24 protein-coding genes are annotated in these 21,261 nt (G+C 31.1%); 6 read left to right on the top strand and 18 right to left on the bottom strand.

All coding sequences use genetic code 11. From position 1 onward, the window contains the following. Nucleotides 1-22: 22 nt before the first annotated feature. The 7 genes from OCU55_RS06150 to OCU55_RS06120 all read right to left on the bottom strand — a co-directional run bounded on the left by OCU55_RS06150 (nucleotide 23) and on the right by OCU55_RS06120 (nucleotide 5,402). The gene (locus OCU55_RS06150) at nucleotides 23-529 is read right to left on the bottom strand and encodes a GNAT family N-acetyltransferase (protein WP_261851425.1); all 507 of its coding nucleotides are present in this window, start codon (nucleotides 527-529) and stop codon (nucleotides 23-25) included. Between the two features lie 507 nt (nucleotides 530-1,036). Then, entirely contained in the window at nucleotides 1,037-1,648 is a 612-nt protein-coding gene (locus OCU55_RS06145; protein ID WP_261851424.1) for an HAD family hydrolase, read from the bottom strand. A gap of 122 nt (nucleotides 1,649-1,770) precedes the next feature. Beyond that, a complete protein-coding gene (locus tag OCU55_RS06140; protein WP_261851423.1) occupies nucleotides 1,771-2,307 on the bottom strand; it encodes a DUF7010 family protein in 537 nt (178 codons plus the stop codon). Nucleotides 2,308-2,332: 25 nt separating this feature from the next. Continuing rightward, a complete protein-coding gene (locus OCU55_RS06135; protein ID WP_261851422.1) occupies nucleotides 2,333-3,145 on the bottom strand; it encodes an AAC(3) family N-acetyltransferase in 813 nt (270 codons plus the stop codon). Between the two features lie 236 nt (nucleotides 3,146-3,381). After that, the gene (locus OCU55_RS06130) at nucleotides 3,382-4,221 is read right to left on the bottom strand and encodes an acyl-CoA thioester hydrolase/BAAT C-terminal domain-containing protein (protein WP_261851421.1); all 840 of its coding nucleotides are present in this window, start codon (nucleotides 4,219-4,221) and stop codon (nucleotides 3,382-3,384) included. Between the two features lie 276 nt (nucleotides 4,222-4,497). After that, entirely contained in the window at nucleotides 4,498-5,028 is a 531-nt protein-coding gene (locus OCU55_RS06125) for a GNAT family N-acetyltransferase (protein WP_261851420.1), read from the bottom strand. Between the two features lie 26 nt (nucleotides 5,029-5,054). After that, on the bottom strand, nucleotides 5,055-5,402 hold the full coding sequence (locus OCU55_RS06120) for a MerR family transcriptional regulator (protein ID WP_261851419.1): 348 nt from the start codon (nucleotides 5,400-5,402) through the stop codon (nucleotides 5,055-5,057). Nucleotides 5,403-5,684: 282 nt separating this feature from the next. On the opposite strand from OCU55_RS06120, the gene OCU55_RS06115 reads away from it, so the two are divergent. Next, nucleotides 5,685-6,068 carry a carboxymuconolactone decarboxylase family protein gene (locus OCU55_RS06115; protein ID WP_261851418.1) on the top strand — a complete coding sequence of 128 codons (384 nt, stop codon included), beginning with the start codon at nucleotides 5,685-5,687 and terminating at the stop codon, nucleotides 6,066-6,068. 147 nt (nucleotides 6,069-6,215) lie between these two features. On the opposite strand, the gene OCU55_RS06110 is transcribed toward OCU55_RS06115, so the two are convergent. Continuing rightward, a complete protein-coding gene (locus tag OCU55_RS06110) occupies nucleotides 6,216-7,976 on the bottom strand; it encodes a 1-deoxy-D-xylulose-5-phosphate synthase (RefSeq protein ID WP_261851417.1) in 1,761 nt (586 codons plus the stop codon). 388 nt (nucleotides 7,977-8,364) lie between these two features. On the opposite strand from OCU55_RS06110, the gene OCU55_RS06105 reads away from it, so the two are divergent. Next, nucleotides 8,365-8,766: a MerR family transcriptional regulator gene (locus OCU55_RS06105; RefSeq protein ID WP_261851416.1), complete on the top strand. Its 402-nt coding sequence runs from the start codon at nucleotides 8,365-8,367 to the stop codon at nucleotides 8,764-8,766. A 294-nt stretch (nucleotides 8,767-9,060) separates the two neighbouring features. On the opposite strand, the gene OCU55_RS06100 is transcribed toward OCU55_RS06105, so the two are convergent. Both OCU55_RS06100 and OCU55_RS06095 read right to left on the bottom strand, forming a co-directional pair. Beyond that, nucleotides 9,061-9,696 carry an oxygen-binding di-iron domain-containing protein gene (locus OCU55_RS06100; RefSeq protein ID WP_261851415.1) on the bottom strand — a complete coding sequence of 212 codons (636 nt, stop codon included), beginning with the start codon at nucleotides 9,694-9,696 and terminating at the stop codon, nucleotides 9,061-9,063. 177 nt (nucleotides 9,697-9,873) lie between these two features. Continuing rightward, nucleotides 9,874-10,692, bottom strand: a complete 819-nt coding sequence (locus OCU55_RS06095; protein ID WP_261851414.1) for a TIM barrel protein — start codon at nucleotides 10,690-10,692, stop codon at nucleotides 9,874-9,876. 287 nt (nucleotides 10,693-10,979) lie between these two features. Here OCU55_RS06095 and OCU55_RS06090 point away from each other — a divergent pair, with 287 nt between their 5' ends. Next, entirely contained in the window at nucleotides 10,980-11,756 is a 777-nt protein-coding gene (locus tag OCU55_RS06090) for a hypothetical protein (RefSeq protein WP_261851413.1), read from the top strand. Between the two features lie 209 nt (nucleotides 11,757-11,965). Next, nucleotides 11,966-12,286: a winged helix-turn-helix transcriptional regulator gene (locus OCU55_RS06085; protein ID WP_261851412.1), complete on the top strand. Its 321-nt coding sequence runs from the start codon at nucleotides 11,966-11,968 to the stop codon at nucleotides 12,284-12,286. 242 nt (nucleotides 12,287-12,528) lie between these two features. Here OCU55_RS06085 and OCU55_RS06080 read toward each other — a convergent pair whose 3' ends face one another. Continuing rightward, entirely contained in the window at nucleotides 12,529-13,572 is a 1,044-nt protein-coding gene (locus tag OCU55_RS06080) for an NADH:flavin oxidoreductase (protein ID WP_261851411.1), read from the bottom strand. Between the two features lie 234 nt (nucleotides 13,573-13,806). On the opposite strand from OCU55_RS06080, the gene OCU55_RS06075 reads away from it, so the two are divergent. After that, nucleotides 13,807-14,400: a TetR/AcrR family transcriptional regulator gene (locus tag OCU55_RS06075; RefSeq protein WP_261851410.1), complete on the top strand. Its 594-nt coding sequence runs from the start codon at nucleotides 13,807-13,809 to the stop codon at nucleotides 14,398-14,400. A gap of 207 nt (nucleotides 14,401-14,607) precedes the next feature. Here OCU55_RS06075 and OCU55_RS06070 read toward each other — a convergent pair whose 3' ends face one another. Next, on the bottom strand, nucleotides 14,608-15,270 hold the full coding sequence (locus OCU55_RS06070; protein WP_261851409.1) for a class I SAM-dependent methyltransferase: 663 nt from the start codon (nucleotides 15,268-15,270) through the stop codon (nucleotides 14,608-14,610). Nucleotides 15,271-15,409: 139 nt separating this feature from the next. Here OCU55_RS06070 and OCU55_RS06065 point away from each other — a divergent pair, with 139 nt between their 5' ends. Then, on the top strand, nucleotides 15,410-15,985 hold the full coding sequence (locus tag OCU55_RS06065; protein WP_261851408.1) for a TetR family transcriptional regulator: 576 nt from the start codon (nucleotides 15,410-15,412) through the stop codon (nucleotides 15,983-15,985). 509 nt (nucleotides 15,986-16,494) lie between these two features. On the opposite strand, the gene OCU55_RS06060 is transcribed toward OCU55_RS06065, so the two are convergent. The 6 genes from OCU55_RS06060 to OCU55_RS06035 all read right to left on the bottom strand — a co-directional run bounded on the left by OCU55_RS06060 (nucleotide 16,495) and on the right by OCU55_RS06035 (nucleotide 21,226). Next, a complete protein-coding gene (locus OCU55_RS06060; RefSeq protein WP_261851407.1) occupies nucleotides 16,495-16,980 on the bottom strand; it encodes a TetR family transcriptional regulator in 486 nt (161 codons plus the stop codon). A 231-nt stretch (nucleotides 16,981-17,211) separates the two neighbouring features. Beyond that, the gene (locus OCU55_RS06055; RefSeq protein WP_261851406.1) at nucleotides 17,212-17,664 is read right to left on the bottom strand and encodes a DUF1284 domain-containing protein; all 453 of its coding nucleotides are present in this window, start codon (nucleotides 17,662-17,664) and stop codon (nucleotides 17,212-17,214) included. A 150-nt stretch (nucleotides 17,665-17,814) separates the two neighbouring features. Continuing rightward, nucleotides 17,815-18,186, bottom strand: coding sequence for a DUF3784 domain-containing protein (locus tag OCU55_RS06050; protein ID WP_261851405.1), 372 nt, complete (start codon nucleotides 18,184-18,186; stop codon nucleotides 17,815-17,817). Continuing rightward, on the bottom strand, nucleotides 18,177-19,358 hold the full coding sequence (locus tag OCU55_RS06045) for a GNAT family N-acetyltransferase (RefSeq protein ID WP_261851404.1): 1,182 nt from the start codon (nucleotides 19,356-19,358) through the stop codon (nucleotides 18,177-18,179). The genes OCU55_RS06050 and OCU55_RS06045 overlap by 10 nt, the downstream gene beginning before the upstream one ends. 63 nt (nucleotides 19,359-19,421) lie before the next feature. Beyond that, complete coding sequence (locus tag OCU55_RS06040) at nucleotides 19,422-19,835, bottom strand: GNAT family N-acetyltransferase (RefSeq protein ID WP_261851403.1); 414 nt, start codon at nucleotides 19,833-19,835, stop codon at nucleotides 19,422-19,424. A 395-nt stretch (nucleotides 19,836-20,230) separates the two neighbouring features. Then, a complete protein-coding gene (locus OCU55_RS06035) occupies nucleotides 20,231-21,226 on the bottom strand; it encodes a DUF2087 domain-containing protein (protein WP_261851402.1) in 996 nt (331 codons plus the stop codon). Between the last annotated feature and the right edge of the window lie 35 nt (nucleotides 21,227-21,261).

The following is a 21,261-nucleotide window of genomic DNA, read 5'->3' as shown; positions in this document are numbered from 1 at the left end:
TAAATAATCGATCTTAATAAAATCATACTTTTATGTAACGTAGTTCACTTAGTTCTTTACCAACATTAGTTATTTGAATGGTATTATCATGTTTAAAACCCATTTTCTCATAGAAATTTCTGGCTCGTATATTTTCTTTTAGTACCCAAAGTTCTATATTCATAAAGTTATCTTTTTGGATTTCGTCGATGCCCCATTCTATCAACTCTTTTGCCGCACCGCTTCCCCAATATGTTGGAGTTAAGTAAACCCTCCAAATCTCTACCCACGAATTATCATTATTACCATATCTACATTTCCCAAATGAAAGTAGTCCAGCTGGTTCATTATCCTCAAAGACGATAGCAGTTCTTGGGGATCCCTCTGTTAATTCACTGACAAAACGTTTTGTTCTTCTTTCAATAGAAAAAACCTCATTTAAAACATCTTCTGGAATAATACTCTTGAATGCTGCATGTGATGATTCTGAGTGAACCTTACCTAGAACATCTGAATCTTTAAGACTTGCATAACGGATTGATCTACTCAAAACATTTCCTCCTTAATCTAAATTGCTTATCTTACAAGTGTATACTAAGCCACAATACTTATTGTACGCAGTTCTACTACATATTTCCTATGATTACAGACTAAGTCGAGACAATCTTATTATCTTGAGTAATATAAGTTGCAGCTTTGCCTTTTGCTCTTTCTATTCTCTATCATTAATAGTACATATCATAATATTCCCCCATTCAAATTACTATTTGTTTTCATAACTTCTGTGTAATTCATACGTAACGTCTCGTATGAATTGCATAATAAAAAAAAGAAATCTTTACAAACTAGTGTAATTATTATAGCGTAACAGCAATATTATTATTTATATAAGAGTGAAAAGGGGGATTACATATGTCTGTACTGTCTTTACCACAATTTCTTTTTAATGTTTTTATACTTGCAAGTATTCTTATAACTGTATTTATATTGATACCAAGCTTTTTGGTTAAGTGCTTTGGTAAAAAATAAAACTATTCAAACTTAAATTGGAATTTATCTATATATAATTAATTATATCTGTAAAATTTGAAATTATAATATCAGGTTGTTTTTCTAATATATCTATACTTCCAATTCCTCCCCATCCTTGTTTTACCCATATAGTTTTCATTCCTAATGCTATTGCAGGTATAATATCATTATCTAATCTATCTCCAACCATGTATGCATTAATAGGAGAACACTTAGCTCTTTCTAATGCAATACTAAAGAGTCTTGAGTCTGGTTTCCAAATATTTTCTTCTGCAGAAGCTACTATTACATCAAAAAAATGTCTTATGCCAAAATTGGCAAGCCTTTGTTCTGTCCCTAATATCTGATTAGCTATTATACCTAATTTATATTTTCGGTGAAGCTCCTCTAGCACTCCATGTGTACCTTTATATAACTTCTCATACTCACTATGCCACTGCATTTTATTTAATCCAAATTCTTTTAAAGTACACTTATATGCATCTTTATTTTGTTTAGCATAAAATTTCATTCTCTGCAAAAACTCATCTTTAGAAGGAGCCTTTTCCTGATGTAAGGTTTCCATTATTCTGCAGTTATCACAGTGCTCTTCATCAACAAATGTAGAACCGATATCCATGAATAACCATTCTATCAAAAGATCACTTCCTTACAAATTACTATTTATTAATAAACCTTAAATTAGAAAACATATGCTCAATAATACCAAACTATATTTCTTTGCTTTCATATTTCCACCTGTAAATTAAAATTGATGGTTTAAATTTGAGACATTCTTTTATTCTCTAATATCAAACAAACACTAAATATAATTTCTATTAGAACCATCATACTTGCAAGAATATAAGGTTTAAAGCTTATACCAACTATAAGTGCCAAAATTGGTACTAAAATAGCAACCACCATATAGGACTTTGATTTATATAGCCAACCATACGGTAATAAATGTGCTCCGAAAATCATTGCTATTACCATTAACATTTTTTCAGGTATTGTTGGATATACCCACATTGCAATCAGTAAATATAGTATTTGATTTACTGAAAAAAGAACTCCTAAATTATTAAGCGGATTTTCTTTGTCTTGAAAATCAACTTTGATTATTTTGGATATGCAGAACGCTAAAGGCATTAGTGGTGCTGTAAAACAAAATGTAAGTAAGTTCTTTGTCATAATAGGCAATGATGTTAAATGAATGATTAGTACAGCACACCAGATAATAATAGAGGCTAGTATAAAGTGTAACCCTTTCTTTTGCTTAATTGCACAATTTAATCGTAATTCTTCTAAATTCAAAATTAGTTCCCCCAATTTAAATATTTTACTTATTAAATCTATTCTTAATTAGCCAATCCTTAGCGAAATCAACTGCTTCCTTCATATCAAAAAGTCTGCAATCAGCATTACCAATCTTACCTACTTGTACACTGCATTTTTCTTCAAATTCCTTACCGATTAGTTCAAAGCCCTCTATATCATAAGCATAATCCTCGAACCACTTCCAGCATCTCTCACCATTTTCCATTATTGCAGCACCAAGTCTCTCTTTTGGCATTTCATCTATAAGAGTTTCTGCAAGATGAAAACTTGTGCAAGAATCATAGTCAACTCCTAATAAAAGAACCTTTGTTTTAAGGTTATACATTTTGCCTAGAGGAGATTCTATTCCAAAATGAGGAGTAAGGGGATGATCTTTGGTAATATAGGCTGCAGCCTTGCCATTTGCACTAAAGGATCGTTGAGGATGGTTTGAGCGTATTGTGTTTGGTACAGTTCTAAATAATTCCGCTATACGTCCCATCCCTCTTGTTGGAGTAACCTGTGGATCAAAAGCTGGCATATTATCATAAATTATTTGTATCCATTCTTTTGGTACAGGTGGTTTTTCCCAACCTGCAGGATCTGTCCAATCTCCACTTTGAGCTGGCATTACTATTGTTCCATCGCTGCCTATCGCTTCCTTCAAGGCAGTTATCACAGCCTGAGCTCCACCACAGATCCATCCCATGCTGGACATAGAGGAATGAACTAACAATATATCATCTCTATTTATCCCAAGATTTAAAAAATCCTCATATAAAGTTTTTACTGTATTAGGCTTCTTTGTTTCCATAATTATATTTCTTTCTTTCATTTTGCTGTTCCTCGTCTCTTAATATTTCTATACAACATAACTTTTTAACTTCTTAAAATTATAACTTTTTAAAAAGTTAACTTTATAACTATTTAACTATTTACTCATAGAATCAGGGTTTGAGAGGATTTTGATAATTTTTAGAGCTTCTGTATAATTCTTTTTCTTACCATTTAACCTACACTGTATATGGATGTACCACTTCATATTAGAATTTAACAGGCTTTTTTTTATACTTATAACCTCTCTATCCAATCTAACGAAATCTTCAATGCTTGCCTCCTTGCCACTTCACATTCTTTTTTGTACTGTCTTTCCATACGATATGCAAGCACCATTTTAGTTTTTACAGGACATAATATATGGCTGGCAGGATAAAAGATTTCATGGTGAAATGAAAATGCAAATTTCTTGTTGTTTAGTCTATCACAAATCATTTTTCCCATTTCAGCAGAAGGCCATTGGGCATCTTCTTTTGCTGATAACAAGAGTATTGGGCCGTTTATATTTTCAACTTTGATTGTGTTTTCTTCATTTCTATTTTTTTCAAGGACATCAAGGTATTGTTCTACAAAGCCAAATTCATGTTTTTTTAAAATATTCTTTATTATGCTTACTGAAATATTATGAAAAGAAGCATACATCAATGGTTTACCACTCCATGTCCAACTAGAAGCATTAGCATAGTGTGGCATTGCAATTCCTTCAAAAACACAACAGGAAGGTGAAACTGCAATAACAAATTCAATTTTGGTGATTAAGCTTCCTGAAATTAAAGCAAGCTCTGCACCTTTTGAAACACCATATATGCCAACCTTTGAATAACCATTGTTCTTAAGCCAAAGTACAGCGGATTGAATAATTTCTATGGGAATTAGTGCAAGAGTTTTCGACGTGTATTTTGTTTTCCAATATGCAACAGCAAGCGATGAAATACCATGAGCAGAATATACAGAGGCAATTTTATTAGCCCATTTAATCCCCCCATCGCTACCGCTTACAATAATCATAGCCTTTTCATTTGTTTTTGAGGGATAGAAAACTCCTTGAAAATCTTTTCTAAAAATAGTTTGCATCCATTCACCTTCCTCCTGTTCCCATAGTATAAATAACCTGAAGTCAAATCAAACCTACAAATTACTATTTGTCTTCAAATTATTTAAGTAAGCATTATTTAGTGGTAATTTTCAATTATACATTTCTTTAATTATATACTACTCACCCACAAATATTCAAATATATAGAAAAATTGTATATCTATAGATGCATGAACAAAAATACTGTTTAAATGAAAAAGCTGTATAAACACTATATTAAATAGTATTTATACAGCTCACTTACACTTAGCTATACTACTTACACCATTCTTTCTTTAATATGGCATATTCATAAGTATCAAGCCATATAGGCTCACCATTTCTATTTGTTTTAAAATAGATATTCTGTAAAAGCAATCCCTCACGCCTCATAGACAATCGTTCAAGTAGCTTCCAAGAATGCTCATTCTTTGGATTACACATAGCTATAACACGCCTTGCTCCTAAATGTGTAAAGGCATAGTCAAGTAATGCCTTCGCCCCCTCTGTGGCATAACCTTGGCCTTGATAATTACTATTAAATACATAGCCTAATTCCCATGTATCAAAATCTCCTTTACCTAAATACAAGTTTCCTATTAACTTCCCATCTTCCCTTAAGCAAACTGCATAGAAAGCTTCATCTTTCGATCTTCTAACTGCTTCTTCTTTAGCCTGATTTTCTGAATAAATATCATAGGGTTCAAATTTGACAACCTCTTTATCTGACAAGTATTCATATAAATCCTGCCAGTCATTTTGTTCAAACTTTCTAATAATTACCCTATCTGTAATTATGTTTTCCATCTCAATCTCCTTTACAATCAATAAAATCAAAGTTGCTTTTTATACCATTGAATTTTAGACTTTAGATTTTCAGAGTACTCTTCCCAAAGTTTTCTTTGTTCTTCTACATAAATCTCATGCTTTTGTAATATCTCAAGTCTTTCTGAAATTGTGGAATCACCCTCATATCTCAAGTCAGAATATCTCTTCATATCTTTTAGGGACATACCTGTATCCTTAAGCCGTTGTAGAAACTTCACCCATTCAACATCTTTATCAGAATAAATTCTTCTATTTCCGGCATCTCTTTCAACTTGGATTAAACCTTTGTCCTCATAATATCTTAATGCCGAACAGCTTATACCGGTTAACTCAGAGAATTCACCAATTGTCATCTCACACCTCGCCTATATAAATTCTTTCATAACATATCAAAATGTCATTAACCATTATTTGTAATTATATCATCAATTTACACTTCATTGGGATTTTTCTATAGATAAACCAGTTACAAATAAAATATATTTGATAATACTTTCGATGGTTTTACGAAGCATTATTTTGATAAGTTTCAATTTGAAGTAGTATGTCTATCTATAATTCATAATTTGTTCATTGACTTAAACCATACTTGAAGTGATATTCTTCAAATATCAACTACATAGGGAGGTTTTATTATGGATAATACAAGATTTATAAAAGGAATGGAAAATTTAAAAGCTGTGGATGGAAAAGGTGGCGATGCAGTGATTCAATCTCTACAAGATATATCACCAGACCTCGGAAAATACATCATTGAATTTGCTTTTGGTGATATTTATTCTAGACCTGTCTTATCACTACAGGAGCGAGAAATGATTACTATCGTTAGCCTACTTACAGCTGGTGGATGCGAACCACAATTAGAAGTTCATATTAACGGAGCCTTAAACACAGGAATTGAACCAGTTAAAGTGGTAGAAACCTTCTTACAATGTATACCTTATACTGGATTTCCAAAAGTACTAAATGCTATCTTTACAGCCAAAAAAGTGTTTCAAGAACGAAATATCACATTATAAACTTTATCTCCTCACTTAAAAGGCAGTGAGGAGATTACAAGTTTCCTTCAATTATTATTGATTATTTAATACGAAAAAATCAATATACTGTTATTTATCCTATGTACCATGCTTACTAAGGAAAAAAATATATAAACACCTACATTTCTACTTAAGACATTTCTCTATATCAGCTACTATAAGCTCATCAGTTAGATGATATTTTTCATATAATTCGTTTAGCGGTACACTATCAGTAAATTCTTTCTTGCTTCCGAAGTTTAAGACTTTTACATCTGATGCTCCATAGAAACGAGCTATTTTCTCTCCAAAGCCACCATCAAGTATACCATCTTCTAAAGTAATAACTAATTTATGATTGCTTTCTAGTGACTTTAATAAATCTTCATCTAAGCCTGTTATGAAGTGAGGATTTATAAGAGTTGCATCAATACCCAGTTTGTCCTTTAACATAGTTTTTACTTTTTTACCTAATTTAAAGAAACCTCCTAGACCTATAATAGCCACTTCACTGCCCTTTTCCATTACCTTATATTTATTCAATATAGAATAATCAGTTGTATCTTCTATCCCTGTAGAGATAAGATTCCAATCTGGTATTCTTATAGCTACAGGATGGCTATTTTGGTCTACTGCCCAGTTTAACATAGCTAAATATTCTTCTTTACAGGTTGGCGCTAAATAAACCATATTTGGTATATTACTTATTAATGGTATATCAAAGGTACCCAAATGAGTTGAATCCATTGCTGAAATTCCAGCAGCATACACAAGAATAGTTGCAGCATTATTATTTAAGGATAAATCATGTGATAATTGGTCGTAAGTACGTTGTACAAAGGAACTTGCTATTGATAAAATTGGCTTTGCTCCATTTCTTGCTAGTCCTGAGGCAAAAGCAACTGCATGTTCTTCTGCTATTCCCACATCAGTGTAATGAATTCCAGCCTGTACTCTAAGATCAGGAGTAAATCCAGTAAATACTGGTGTAGCTGCTGTAATTGCAATTACATTTTCACCTTTCTCATATTTATCAACTATAAAATCTTTGGTGATGCTTGGATAGCTTTCTGGCATTTGTATCTTTTGGTCAGGCTTTATATTAAGTGCACCTGGAAATGCTGAGTGCCATTGTTCCTTATTCTTTTCAGCTACTTCTAAGCCTTTTCCTTTAATTGTGTGCATATGTACTACTACCGGATGATCAATATCTTTAACTTTTTCAAAGACTTCTATTAATTGTTCTATATTATGACCTTCTTCACTGTAGTAATAATCAAAGCCTATGGTCTTAAAAAAATTCTTTTCTGCCTTTCCTTTTGTCTCTCTTAAAAGAGCAAAATTTTCATAAACTCCGCCATGGTTTTCTGCTATAGACATCTCATTATCATTTACTAATATTATAATATTGCTATTTAATACTGAGGCATTGTTAAGCCCTTCATAAGCTTGTCCTCCGCTTAAAGCACCATCACCTATAATAGCTATTATATTTTCCTTATCACCTTTTAAATCTCTTGCTTTTGCAAGTCCTGTTGCAAGACTTATAGAGGTTGAAGTATGTCCAACTTTAAAATAATCATGTTCACTTTCATCAGGATTTGTATATCCAGAAACTGTGTGATACTTTTCTGGATTTGTAAAAGCTTCCTTACGTCCAGTTAAAATCTTATGGACATAACTTTGATGCGAAACGTCATAAACCATCTTATCTATTGGTGAGTTAAAAACATAATGCAAGGCTATTGTTGCTTCAACCATTCCTAAGTTTGGACCTACATGTCCCCCAATTACATTTACTTTCTTAAGCAATGCTTCTCTGATTTCACTTGCTAAGACGCTTAATTCCTCTATTGAAAGTTCTTTTAAATCCTTTGGCGAATCTATTTTGTTTAATATATTTGACATAGTACTCTCCTTTGCTTTATTATTTTTAAATAATGTTTTGCTTACTATGACTATAACCCTAAAGTTAACTTTAGAGTCAATACCATATCTATATAATTTTTTGAAATATCAAGTTAACTATAATAGTTGTTCATTATTTAATAATACTCATTAAATTACGATGGCACTTAAGTATTATAGATGTACCCCTTCGTAATAAAACTTATTATTTTTAAATCTTCTCACCAGAACCCGTGAGAGTTTTAAAAATAGTTTTCAGTTCGAACTGGTACATCTCTAGAAAGAGTTACATCTCAATTTCAACTCAGTACTTTGACATAACCCATATTTAAACTAATAATTAGAAGAAGATTAGATTTGTAGCAACTAGCAATGATGAGGTGAAGTTATGAAATATACAATTAAAGAAGTAGCTGAAAAGATGAATTTATCTATTTCTACAATAAGATATTATGATAAAGAAGGGCTTTTGCCTTTTGTCGAAAGAAGCGAAGCTGGATATCGTATTTTTTCAGATTCAGATTTAGTTATGTTAGCGTCAATAGAAAAATTTAAGCAGACAGGAATGCCAATTAAGGAAATACGAACTTTTTGTAATTTGATAAAAAATGGCGATGGTTCATTAACTGAAATATATGAAATGTTACTTGAAAGAAAAAAGGCTGTTGAAGAAGAAATGGTGGAACTCCAAAAATCTTTAGATTTAATTAATGCTAAATGTTCTTATTGTAAAGAAACTATTGAAGCTGGAAATGAGGATATACATACAGGAATGTATTTTAATAAGTAGGTCGATTGAAGAGAGATTTACTATTCATTAAGTATTGATTAAGTATTCATAAATTAAACCGTCTTGTAGTAATAATTCTAATAAATATGTTATGACTCTACTTTCAAATGAAGAATTTAATTATAGGTTATCAAAATACAAAAAAACTTACGTTTCTTATAATACTCTTCAAAATAACATAGGTTGTTATTTAAGTAACAATGACACCAACTAACAATATATTAGTTGGTGTCATCAAATATTTCATGTTGAATTATTTGTGATATAAATCCAGTAAAGAATTATGGTTCTTACCTATAATTTTAAACAAGCTCCATGGCCAGTAGCCACAAATTTAGGACTTAATTTCTTTAAAGTGTTTTGCAGCTTTTCTTTTTGTTGAGGATCAGGCACTTGCTGAGGTGTAATATTTTCTATTTCCTTCTGCCAATCACCTTCTATTACTGCACCGTTGGCATTTCCGAAACGGAACACTAGATCACTGCTGAAAAATATTCCACGTTTGTTTTCCATCACAAGTAACCCTTCCCAAAGATGCATTTCAGATGGATAACTTATAAATTCTAGCTCATAGTCATTAGAAATTAGCTTTTCTCCTGGTTTTTTAATTATTATATTATTAGTTATACCAAAGCCACTTAGCTGTCTTGCTGTAATTTCTGAGCACACAGGCTTTGCATCTGGAAAATGCTTTAATATTAGTGACAGACCTCCACATTCATCGGATTCAAAGTGTGAAATAAAGATATATTTTAATATGTTGCTACCAAGAACCTCCTTCAATAAAGGCAATAAACTTTCTGTCTGCTGTACGCTTCCAGTATGAAATAATACGGGTTCGTCAGCTAATAAAAGGTATTGATGAAATGTCAAATCTATAGGTGGTACATATGAACTAAATTGATGTAAATCTTCATAAATATTATACATTTGTTAAACTCTCCTTTATAAATAGAATAAATTTAAATAATCTTTTACTAATTCAATTTTCATTATACTTTAATTTCTCTTGTATTAAGTAATTATTGAATATGTTATGCTTAAAAACAAAATAACTATGATAAAGTCCCGTTCAGAAAGTATGTCATACTTCATTAAAATTCTTTTTTAAAGCTTCACATAAGTATTTTTAAGCAATAAAGCATCCTTTTCCACAAATGGCCCCTCTAAAATTACACATCCCTTCACATTAAAATCTTTTAGTGCCCTTAAGCAATCTCTATAATTGAAATCACTTTCTAATAAAGGAAGATGATTTTTCTCCCCTTTTTCTCCGTAATTTATACCGCCCATATGAATATGCATGTCATCTAATGCCTCTCGCCCCAATTCATCTAACACATATTCAAGTATTCTTACAAAATTATCATATCTTTTTAAGCTGCCATTTTCTCTGGCATGTATATGAGAAAAGTCAATACATAATTTGCATGAAGAAACTTCTTTACATAGAGAAACTAGCTCCTCTAACGTTCCAAATTGAGTACCTTTCCCTGTAGTTTCAACTCTATAGTCTACGCCTCTATATGGAAGCTTTAGTAAATTATCTCTTATAGTTTTATAAGTATCTTCTTTTGAATCTTTTAAATAAAAACCAGGATGGAATATAAGACTTCTACCTTCAACTTTAGAAAGTGCCTCCGTGGCATTTATTATTCTATTCATTGATTGTATCTGTTTTTCTAATTCATCTGCATTAAGATTTATATAATGTGACCCATGTGCAGAAAGATAAATATCATTATCAAATTTACTTTTTAATATAATATCTTTGTTTGTATCTGTTACATTAACAGATCTCACAAATAGTAATTCCATTGCATCTAAACCTATAGATTTTATGTAAGATATTCCAGATGCATAGTTAAATTTATCAGAGCCATTTCCAATGGGTAATCCCGATATTCCAAATAAAAGTTTATCCATAACAATTACCGTCCTTTTTGTATATAAATAGAACTAACTGTTTTTTTTAGCTTTAAGCTACACGTTATGAATAATATAATAACTATTTCATACGTTATCATCAAGTAGCCACTTTTTTGTTTGATACTTACATACAGGTAAGTATCAAACAAAAAAGTGGCTACTTGTCCATGCGTCAAAATCCATTTAATATGAGATTACGGTTCAATTATGCCAATCCGATGAGAAGATTTGAATTAATCGAGGTAATTATTTTTGATAAAGAAGAGAGAGAAAGAAGGATTAAAATGATAAAAAATAATATAAAAACAAATCAATTTCACATTACAGTTCCAGCAGGCAAGAGGCTAATAGCTAAAGCTGTTATTTCTCTGGAACAGATAAAGACTGCATTGGAGAATAATACCATTGTTATAATTGCGGGAAGCACCAACGGTTATGTTGCTGAGGAATTGTTGCTGCACATTGAGCAAATTGAAGATTTCTCTAGAAACACATTTTTCCGTGGAATTACTCCAGGACCAGGCAAAAAAATAGATACTACTGGTACCTATTTTAATACAGATGTGGTGATTGAGAAGGGCAAATGGTCTAAAGGAAAAACTATTTTTGATGTAGCTGAAAGTCTTGGTAAAAGAGATATTATAATAAAAGGTGCAAATGCCATTGATTCAGAAAGAATGCTAGCAGCAATACAAGTTAGAACGCCAAGCCTTGGACCAAGTGGTCCTATGATGCAAGCTATAATAGGCAAGCGAAGCGAGCTTATCATTCCTGTTGGATTAGAAAAAAGAATCTTTGGTAATATTGGACAAGTTGTTTCAAAGGTTAACTCACCTTCCACTACAAACGGAATGAAGATGATTCCGGTAAGTGGAACAATTATTACAGAGCTAGAATCTATTGAAATTCTAACGGGAGCGTCAGCAGAACTAGTTGCAGGCGGAGGAATATTTGGAGGAGAAGGTGGCTCTTGGCTAGCAATCACTGGAACCGATGAGCAACTATATACTGCTAAAAATATTATAAATTCAGTGGTTAATGAACCTCCCTTTGGTTATTAATTATAAATCATATTATAGTACCTAATTACATGTTCCCTAAACAGTTTTCTTTATAAACTGGCAAAAGTGGTGTTTCATAACTAAGCTATTAGTTTTGAAACACTCATTTTTGTTAATATGAATTTTATGCTTACTTTGCATAAAAGATGAAAGTACTACATCTATTGTAAAACTAAGGGGATAATATTTTTTGTTGGAGGTGTAAAATTATGGTTTGTCCCATAGAAACAACGGTTAATCTTATTGGTGATAAGTGGAAGGTACTTATTATGAGGGATTTATTACTTAGAGGTACACATAGATTTGGAGAACTTAAGAAAGGGATTACTGGTATTAGCGAAAAGATGTTAACCCAACAGCTGCGTGACTTAGAACAAAATGGATTGATTTCTAGGAAAGTGTATTCAGAAATTCCACCGAGGGTTGAATACTCTGTGACCGAGCTTGGTAATAGTCTAAGGCCTATTTTTGACGCAATGCATGTTTGGGGTACAGATTATTTGCAAAAAAGTGATGAGAAATCTGAATAATATTTTCTTATCCATGCATACTTGTGGTACAAATTACATTACAATAAACTTGCTTAATTAAAGATGTATCACTTCGAACCAAAATTTATTTTTAAAATTCTGACGGCTTCTCGTGAGGTAATTTAAAAATAATGAATTTTATAACGAAGTGGTACATCCACTTAATTTCAACACGGTGCTCTAACAACTTCTAAACTTAAAACTTATTAAAATGAAGTTTTTCATATATTTATAAAACGATTCTACTTTTTAAATACACATCTTCCCATACTTTCTGGTCTGTTACAACCATTACAAGAAACACACTTTACTCTACTTGTATCTCCATTTTCCCAGCGTTTAATAAAATCACTTTCAGCAATAAATGGTCTTGAGAATGAGAAATACTCAATGGAAGTTTCATTTAATATGGCTTCCATAGCTGCATAATCCCTGTTTCCTCCAACTACGATAACTGGGATATCAACTTCTTTCGCAATTTCCGCAGCATAATCCTTAAAGTATGCTTCTTGTTGTGGCTTGAAAGTATGGGAACTGCCGCTTATCTCTACTGCATTTACTCCAACCTCTTGCAACTTTTTACAAACATATTTGCATTCTTCAAAAGTCATGCCCTGCTCCATAGCATCACTACTGTTTATCTTTATTAGAATTGGATAGTCTTCACCTACCATTTCTCTTACTGCCTTACATGTCTCTATAAGCATTCTAGCTCTATTTTCGATTGTTCCACCATACTCATCTGTTCTATGATTATAATATGGAGTTAAAAACTGACTCAAAAGAAAACCATGTGCTGCGTGAAGCTGTACACCATCAAAACCTGCCTCTTTACTTCTTAGCGCCGCTGATGCAAATGTCTTTTGTATATATTTAATATCTTCCTTTGACATTTCCTTAGGTACGATATTTGATATAAGATTCGGTACAGCACTTGGTCCTAAAATATCGCCTTGTTCTGACCCAATTAGTGAACCAAAATATGCAATTTGTAGTATGATGTTGGCTTCAAAAGCATGGACTTTATCTGTGAATTTTTTTAGTTCAGGTATAAAAGAATCATCCTCTATACTAAGCATATCAAAGAACGGAATCTTATAATCAGTTATCTTAGCATTGCCTGTTATTATGGTTCCAACACCACCTCTAGCTAACTCTTCATATGCTGCAAACATTTCCTCTGTTGGGTGACCATCCTTAATAAAGCCATCACCAGTTGCAGATCTAATAAATCTGTTCTTTAATTCTAACTTTCCTATATTAGTTTTATCAAATAATAATTTCATGTTATTCTAGCTCCTTTTACATAATTTTAAGATAATTGAACCGGATATCCATTTAAACTTATAGCTTTTAATGTCAATGCCACATCTCCAACACGTGTTGTCAAAGTAAGCTCTGCATGTTATTATGATAATATCGATAAGAAGCTAGTTCAACCAACAAAACTTAAGTTCTGTCGGTTAACCCATCAGAGTATTAAAAATGATGGAGAAACATTTTATTAAGAGGTATGACAAATGAAACCTGAAACTAAGAAAATAGATCCAAGAGCTGCTAGAACTCGTATTTTGATACAGGATGCCTTTCTTTCCTTAACAAGAGAAAAAGTTTTCGAGGCAATAACCGTAAAAGATATAGTAGAAAAAGCTAATATAAATAGATCCACCTTTTATGCTCATTTTGAGGATAAGTATATTCTTCTAGATCAGTTACTTTCAGAAGCCTTCTCCTCTGGCATATCTAGTAAATTTCAATCTGATGTACAGTTAAATGAAGATACTTTAAAAACTTTAATAGTGGCTATGTGCAATTATCATGAGAATATAAGCAATCACTGTAATATGGTTTATAAATCAATTTCTTCTTATATGGATAATAAAACACAGCTTAAACTTAAAGAACTTATTGCTCTTATGTTAACTAACACTACTAGCTTTGGTGTAATTGAGCAAGAAAATTTAGATTTACTATCCATAATGATAAGTAATTCAATATATGGAGCTACTAGCTACTGGTATAGCCAAGGGAAACATGTTTCAGCCAAAGAACTTTCGCATAATATATTACCTTATGTAATGCCTAGTATTGAGATGTTATCTTCTAAAAGATAGTGTTATTATAATAATATATTAAAAACCTACTTTTTATTTTGGATTGAATTATCACGTATCTAATAATATGATAGGCAAAAACCTCGGTATTTCTGCCGAGGTTTTAATTATGATAGCATTGCCAATACTTTAGGTAATATTAGAAAATAATCTTTTCATTTCATCATTTATCTAATGAAAAGACTCTAAGCAACCCAAATATATCATTTATTTATGAAGATAAACATATAAACTAATTCCATCCCTTTTAATTTCATAGTTTTTAAATTGAGTTTCTTTTATAAATTCCTCAAAATCTTCTTTCGTATAAGCACTTTGTTTCAAGAAAGTTTTAAAAGCAAATTTTACAAAATACTTGTCAAAGCCTTTCATGCCAGTTTTTATAACTTCATTCTCTATATCTTCAGTTGTTGCTTTGAAATTCATATCTATTATTAGAGAAGTTCCACCTTGTTTTAACACCCTATGCATTTCAGATATTGCCTCTACTGGATCTTTGAAATTCTTAAAAGCAGCACTACATACAATAAAATCGAAAAAGTTATCTTCACAAGGTAAATTGGAGGCATTCCCTTCTTTAAAATCTACAGAAACATTTGCTTGCTTTGCATTATTTTTCTCGATTTCTACAAAATCAGGACTTATCTCTACACCAGTTAAATTAAAGCCTTTCTTAGCTAATTCAATAGACAAATATCCTGGTCCAGGCGCAACTTCCAATATATTTGCATTTTCACTAACATGTGATGCAACTTCGTCAGCATATTGTTTCATTTCAGTAATTCTACTTTTACGAGTATTTTTGTCATACCATTTTGCAGTGAAGCCATAGATGCCAACATCTTTATTTTTTCTAAAATTTTTCATCATAAATAAACTTCTCCTTAAAATACATTGATTTTATAAAAATAAAAATTTATAATAATTAAGACTAACATCGTTAGTCATCTAACACCGTTAGTGTATCATCTAACAGTGTTAGTGTCAATATCTTTTTTGGAGTGATTTTATGGCTATATCAAAGGAATCTATTATAAATGCATCACTTAACATACTGAATCGTGATGGAATAAGCAATTTAACAATGCGTACTTTGGCAAAGGAATTAAATATTAAAGCTGCCTCCTTATATTGGCATATTAAAGATAAGCAAGCTTTATATGATTTGCTCTCAGAACATATTAATCAAGAAATAGTATTACCAGAAGGATTGAAGGATCCAAAAGAAACATTGATAAATCTTTCTTTAGAGATTAGAAGAGTTCTATTAAAAACCAGAGATGCGGTAGATGTGCTGTCACAGTCTTTTCCAAGTACACCAAGTAGAATACAATCTATAAAATTTATTCTACAGACTTTAAGTGAATATGGAGTTTCTAATAAAAACTGTCTAACAGCTGCTAATCTTCTAAATAACTACATTTTATCTTTTGTAGCTGATGAAATTCGTGGTATGAATTTCTCTCCAGAAGAAGCTATTCTTTTTGGAACATTTTTTGGAGATCAATATGAATTTAATTTAGACTTCCGGCAGCAGTTTTTATATGGTTTAGAGGTAATACTAGCTGGATTGCTTGTTGAATAGATGCAATAAAACCCACGACAATACAAGACTATATCGTCGTGGGTTTATATTATAGAGGAGTTTCTATACTTTTACTAAAAAATCAATTATGGTGCATTTTTCTACATTAAGCTTTTAATAAGTACACCATATTAATTTTTACTCTTTAATTTTACTGCACTATAACTTAAAACAAATATATTAACGAGCATTACGGAACCTAAAATTCTTAAAGTTAGATCTTGAAGTGGAGCCACAAACCGATTGACACACATGAATAATATGGAAATTATCATTATAATTAAACTTATTATGAACACACATTTGTTTTTCATTTACTATTTCCATCCTCATCAATCTCAATTTTTACAACAATTTACTATTGTATATTAACATTATTATGCTGGATTATAGTAAAAGTTCCACGAATTAATACTGTTTACGCTTAAATCGTCCCAGATATATATGCTTATAATCTAACTTAAAACTGAAAATTAATACCTTTCCTAATTTCATCTGTTATGGATGTATCACTTCGTAATGAAACTTACGTTTATAAAGTCAATGATCAATTTATTTACCATCTCTGGATTATCCTGATTGGAGTTATGTGCTGCATGGTCGATAAAACGAAGTGTACAATTGCTATTACTTTTTGCCCACGGCTCAGCAATCTTTTTAATTGTAATAAACTTATACAAATACGGATAGTCATGAATGATTTCCATTCTACGTTCCATAGTTTTATTTATTAGCTGAAAAAAGTCCTTAATTTCCTTATTAATACTTTTTTCCTTAAGTTCATCAACGAAATCAAGCGCAGCATCAAATAAAAATAAATAGTATTCTTTTTTATTTTTAAAATAATAAAACAATAACGATTTTGAGATATCAGCTTCATTAGCAATTGCAATCATCGAAGCTTTCTTATAGGGATATGATGCAAATAGCTTATATCCAGAATTAAGTAACCTTTTTTGTTTATCTGATGATAATTGAAAATATGCTTGATTCATAATATTCTCCTTAATATAGGAATCCTTTATAGAGTTCCTAGCTCAACTATTAATTTATACATGCCTGAAAATCCCCAGAAGCCGGGATTTTCAAACAAGTATAAATTAAGTTTCGACATAGGAACTCTTTAGACCAAAACGGTCAGTAGATAATTTTATTTTAAATCTACTGACCATTTTTTAGAAGACCTTAAATTTATAAAGAATTTAACGTAAATGTTTTTATTCTATTTAGAATTCTAGATACTTTTGTGCCCCTAAACAGAAGTTTGTATATCTTTTAAAATTATTTTCCTCACACTCTTCTTTCCAAATATCATTTATTTTTTCTTTTATCAAATATAATTTATTACATAATTCATATGCAGATAATATCTGATTTACTTGCAGCTCTGCATATTCTAGAATCCTTTTATCAATAATTTTATTCCACTCATCCTTCGATTTTATATATTGTATATGTGTTATAAAATCTTGGCATATATCATTTTTAATATACTTACACGGCATGCAAATATCATCTTTTCCTATTGTTATTTCTATTTTTACATTTTTGTCTTTTAATATTTCATTTGCTATAAGATAAAAATTGTGATTATATTTCCTATCTGGGATAAATTTTTCGATTCCAAATCCATATAATTTTATTATATCCATAAAATGATGGGGTTTTATTTTAATCATTTATTCACCTCTTAGCTTTATTACAAAAATTCTTTTTAGATTTATTCATAACTTTATCTGACAAACCATAATCCATAAGTCTATTACCATTTATAATAAAGTATATTAGTTTCTTTAGATTTAATCCAATTTAGTTCTACAACTAATGAATTATTTTTTTCTCTTGTACTTAGCAAATGCCTTTTCTGTATCAAAATGAACATTTTTGAAAAAGTATATAAGCCAAGCCACAAAGCTAATCCAAAATGATAATGGACCAAAAAATATTGATATTACTGCTCCAATTAAAAAAATAATTGCACATATAAAGAAAAAGTTACGTTCATCTTTGCATAGACTAACCTCATCATATTCTTCTCTCTCTTTTTTACTCTTTAAATTATAACCAGATATAAGAACACATGCTTTTTCTTTAAAAATCAAAAATATCATTCCAAGCAACCCAAATAGTCCTGCCATAACCAATCCACCAATTGCCCAACCATATTCTCTTATATCTCTCCTCTCCTCTATTAATCCCATTGTCCTGGAAATCTTAGTTTTTGCAGCTTAGGGAATTTTTTATTGTATCCTTCTACTTCTTCCTTTGGGAGATCTACAAAAACTTCTGATTCGTAGAATTTTCCTTTAATATCTTTCATGCTATCTTTTGCTAGTTCAAATCCCATAAATGCATCAAAATTTTTACCATCAGCAGTTGTAATATTAAAATTGTCACAGGTTTTAAACCCTATCCTAGGATAATATTCTGGTTCACCGAAAATTACGATTCCTTTGTATCCTTTATCAGCAGCTATTTTCGTTGTTTCCCGAAGTAGTAGCTCACCAACTCCACAGCCCTGCCATTTAGGTGCTACACAAAGTGGTCCAAAGGTTATGATTTCATGTGTATTTTCACCATCAATAACTTTTGCCTTTGAATACATTATACACCCTATCACTTCCCCATCCTTAACTGCTATTCTGCTAAGCTCTGGAATGTAGTCTTTATCTTGTCTTAATTTATGCACTAGATAATGTTCATCACATCCAAGATGATGTTTGTTCCAAAATGCATGCTGTGTCATGAGCTCTACATCGTACCAATCATCTTTAGTTTCGATTCTAATTTCTACTTCTTCACGGTTTAATCTTTTCTTTCTTTCTGGAAACCATCCAAATTCTAGCCTTACTTCTTTTCTTTGTAGATCATTATTCCTGTAGCAGCATGTATCCATACCAATCAAAGTAAAGCCTTCATGTTGATAAAAATCCACTGCATTAACATTGCAAGATTGAGTTTCTAATATAATAGCTCGTCTGCGTTCTCTTCTTGCTTGCTCTTTTGCCATCTCTATTAAAGCATGGCCTATTCCTTGCTTTTGATATTTCTCTGCTACCCAAAGTTCTGTTATTCTTAAGCGATTAGACCATAGCTCTTCATCTGTTTCAATTGCAGCAACTAATTCATCGTCAATTACTACTCCCCAGGCGTAAGCATTCTCACAGTGGTCTTGATATAACTTATCCGGAAAATCACATTCTTCTGGTGAATGAGTTACTGGCTCATTAAAAGCTTTCTTTTCTATGTCAATAACAAATCCTTTGTCTGTTTTATTTACCATAACATCATAATATTTATCTGTCGTATACTTTATTGGAATTAAAGTTCCCTTCCATTTCTCTTTTGGTAAATGTATAATTTCATATTTCATTCACTTTACCTTCTTTTTTATATTAATTATTGTCTTAGCATGATATAGATGTGCTTAGTTTATTTAAAGAGTTTTTGTAAAATAATAGCGTTTTCCTGTTACAGGATATTGTTCTAATGTGAACACTTCCTTATATCCATGTTTAATATAGAACAAAGGTGCTTGAAAACTGAAGGTATCTAAAAATGCATACTTACAGCCTCTTTGTTTTGCTGTTCTTTCTGCCTGCTTTAAAATTTTGCTACCAATCTTCTGCCCTCGTAGTTCTTCGCTTACCCACAAAAATTTCACAAACAGCCAATTACCATGTGTATCTCCAATTAGTCCTGCAAGTTTTCTTCCTGCTTCATCATTTAAATAAATTCCTAAATCCTTTGGATTCTTATCTTCAATTCTCGCTAAATTATATTCCAATAAACTCTGAAATATAATTTTTTTGTCTTGCTCTTTAATTTCATCAGTAATTTCAAAATTCATTTTAATTCTAATCTCCTCATTTGCCTTATAATCATATATAAATTATTTTTATATATTATATTTGCCTATATATTGTTAATTCTATATTATAACTTATTTGGTGTATATAACCAACTACTCCTATTTAAGATGAACTTTAAAAATCTATATGGCTATTTGAAATCTATGAAAGTAAAACTTCGTAACTTCATCTAAACATTATTTTAAGTCTAAGAATTGAAGTAATTCATCTCTATGTGCGCAAATAGCCTTAGGTAAGTAATATCCCATACCTAAGGCTATTTTTTTACTGTATAGAAAATATAAGTGTTGTTAAAGCACCGTGTTGAAATTGATTGGTTAATCATCCGACGCTCTTTAGATGAACAACTCTATAATTGAATTTATATTTATATTTATTTATATAACTTTAAATTCTCTCCTTCACTTTCAATCCACATCTTTAAAAGTTCTTTTAGTTCCTCAATCTTCTCTTTTTCTGAAGAACCTTCCTTTGGTTTAAGTTTTTCTACGACCTTAAATTCAAAGGCATCTTCTCCGTATTCTTTCCAATCCTTTTTTAGTTCTTTACTTTTAGTTTTCCCTAAGTTTAGTTGAAACTTTATTGATTCAAAGGGCTTATAGAGATTTGTACATGTATCAACAAATGAATATCCGTTAACTGTATTGTATATCTGAATTATTCCCATCTCTACTTCCTGTAGCTTATAATTATCTTTAGCTTCTTTTTTATTTATATCGCTCATAATATTCTCCTTACTACTTTTATAATATTTACTTCCATCATTTGACCTAGTTAGGTATCCATAGTCTACTAGGTATCTGCGTATTGTTGCATCATCTTCATAGATAGCTTGAATGATTTTTTTAACTTCAGCTTCTGTATAATTTTTATCTGGCTCAAACAAATCTGCAAATCTTGGCAGTAATGCCTTCCTCTTCTCTTCTCTAACTGGAAAAACTCGCAGTCTTGGAAGAGCTATTTTAGGCATATCCTCTTCAGCTAATTCCATAACTGCCAAAAAGGCTCTTGCTTGCCTTGCTCTTTCTCTTAAGGCAAATCTCATATTTCTTACTGTTGATTCGGCACAAGCAAGCTTCATTGCTATTTCCTTATCAGTATATTTATTTGATACCATATCTAAAAACTCTTTTTGAATTTCTGTAAGCCCAGTATACTTTTTATCCAACATCAAAAGCCTTTCTATAGGTGATCCATGGCTGTCAATATGAACATTTATATTATCATCCTCTTGATTGATGTACTTTTCACATATCAAGCAAAAGAATTCCGCTTTTTTACCGTCCCACAGATAGCCTCTTTTATAGTCTTCTATAGTTGCATTTCGAATAAGCTCCAGCATTTCTTTTCTCCTGTCTATTAATTTCATAGACACAATAACACCTTTAAATATATTTGTCAATT

Source organism: Clostridium folliculivorans (genome assembly GCF_024341905.1).
Taxonomy (GTDB): domain Bacteria; phylum Bacillota; class Clostridia; order Clostridiales; family Clostridiaceae; genus Clostridium_AR; species Clostridium_AR folliculivorans.
Note: the sequence above shows the minus strand (reverse complement) of the source record. Positions and strands in the feature narration are given on the sequence as shown.

Bases quoted from the DNA above. Each gene is read 5' to 3' on its own strand.
- OCU55_RS06135 (WP_261851422.1), bottom strand. From the start codon at position 3,145: ATGAAAGAAAGAAATATAATTATGGAAACAAAGAAGCCTAATACAGTA.
- OCU55_RS06130 (WP_261851421.1), bottom strand. From the start codon at position 4,221: ATGCAAACTATTTTTAGAAAAGATTTTCAAGGAGTTTTCTATCCCTCA.
- OCU55_RS06125 (WP_261851420.1), bottom strand. From the start codon at position 5,028: ATGGAAAACATAATTACAGATAGGGTAATTATTAGAAAGTTTGAACAA.
- OCU55_RS06120 (WP_261851419.1), bottom strand. From the start codon at position 5,402: ATGACAATTGGTGAATTCTCTGAGTTAACCGGTATAAGCTGTTCGGCA.
- OCU55_RS06115 (WP_261851418.1), top strand. From the start codon at position 5,685: ATGGATAATACAAGATTTATAAAAGGAATGGAAAATTTAAAAGCTGTG.
- OCU55_RS06110 (WP_261851417.1), bottom strand. From the start codon at position 7,976: ATGTCAAATATATTAAACAAAATAGATTCGCCAAAGGATTTAAAAGAA.
- OCU55_RS06105 (WP_261851416.1), top strand. From the start codon at position 8,365: ATGAAATATACAATTAAAGAAGTAGCTGAAAAGATGAATTTATCTATT.
- OCU55_RS06100 (WP_261851415.1), bottom strand. From the start codon at position 9,696: ATGTATAATATTTATGAAGATTTACATCAATTTAGTTCATATGTACCA.
- OCU55_RS06095 (WP_261851414.1), bottom strand. From the start codon at position 10,692: ATGGATAAACTTTTATTTGGAATATCGGGATTACCCATTGGAAATGGC.
- OCU55_RS06090 (WP_261851413.1), top strand. From the start codon at position 10,980: ATGATAAAAAATAATATAAAAACAAATCAATTTCACATTACAGTTCCA.
- OCU55_RS06085 (WP_261851412.1), top strand. From the start codon at position 11,966: ATGGTTTGTCCCATAGAAACAACGGTTAATCTTATTGGTGATAAGTGG.
- OCU55_RS06080 (WP_261851411.1), bottom strand. From the start codon at position 13,572: ATGAAATTATTATTTGATAAAACTAATATAGGAAAGTTAGAATTAAAG.
- OCU55_RS06075 (WP_261851410.1), top strand. From the start codon at position 13,807: ATGAAACCTGAAACTAAGAAAATAGATCCAAGAGCTGCTAGAACTCGT.
- OCU55_RS06070 (WP_261851409.1), bottom strand. From the start codon at position 15,270: ATGATGAAAAATTTTAGAAAAAATAAAGATGTTGGCATCTATGGCTTC.
- OCU55_RS06065 (WP_261851408.1), top strand. From the start codon at position 15,410: ATGGCTATATCAAAGGAATCTATTATAAATGCATCACTTAACATACTG.
- OCU55_RS06060 (WP_261851407.1), bottom strand. From the start codon at position 16,980: ATGAATCAAGCATATTTTCAATTATCATCAGATAAACAAAAAAGGTTA.
- OCU55_RS06055 (WP_261851406.1), bottom strand. From the start codon at position 17,664: ATGATTAAAATAAAACCCCATCATTTTATGGATATAATAAAATTATAT.
- OCU55_RS06050 (WP_261851405.1), bottom strand. From the start codon at position 18,186: ATGGGATTAATAGAGGAGAGGAGAGATATAAGAGAATATGGTTGGGCA.
- OCU55_RS06045 (WP_261851404.1), bottom strand. From the start codon at position 19,358: ATGAAATATGAAATTATACATTTACCAAAAGAGAAATGGAAGGGAACT.
- OCU55_RS06040 (WP_261851403.1), bottom strand. From the start codon at position 19,835: ATGAATTTTGAAATTACTGATGAAATTAAAGAGCAAGACAAAAAAATT.
- OCU55_RS06035 (WP_261851402.1), bottom strand. From the start codon at position 21,226: ATGAAATTAATAGACAGGAGAAAAGAAATGCTGGAGCTTATTCGAAAT.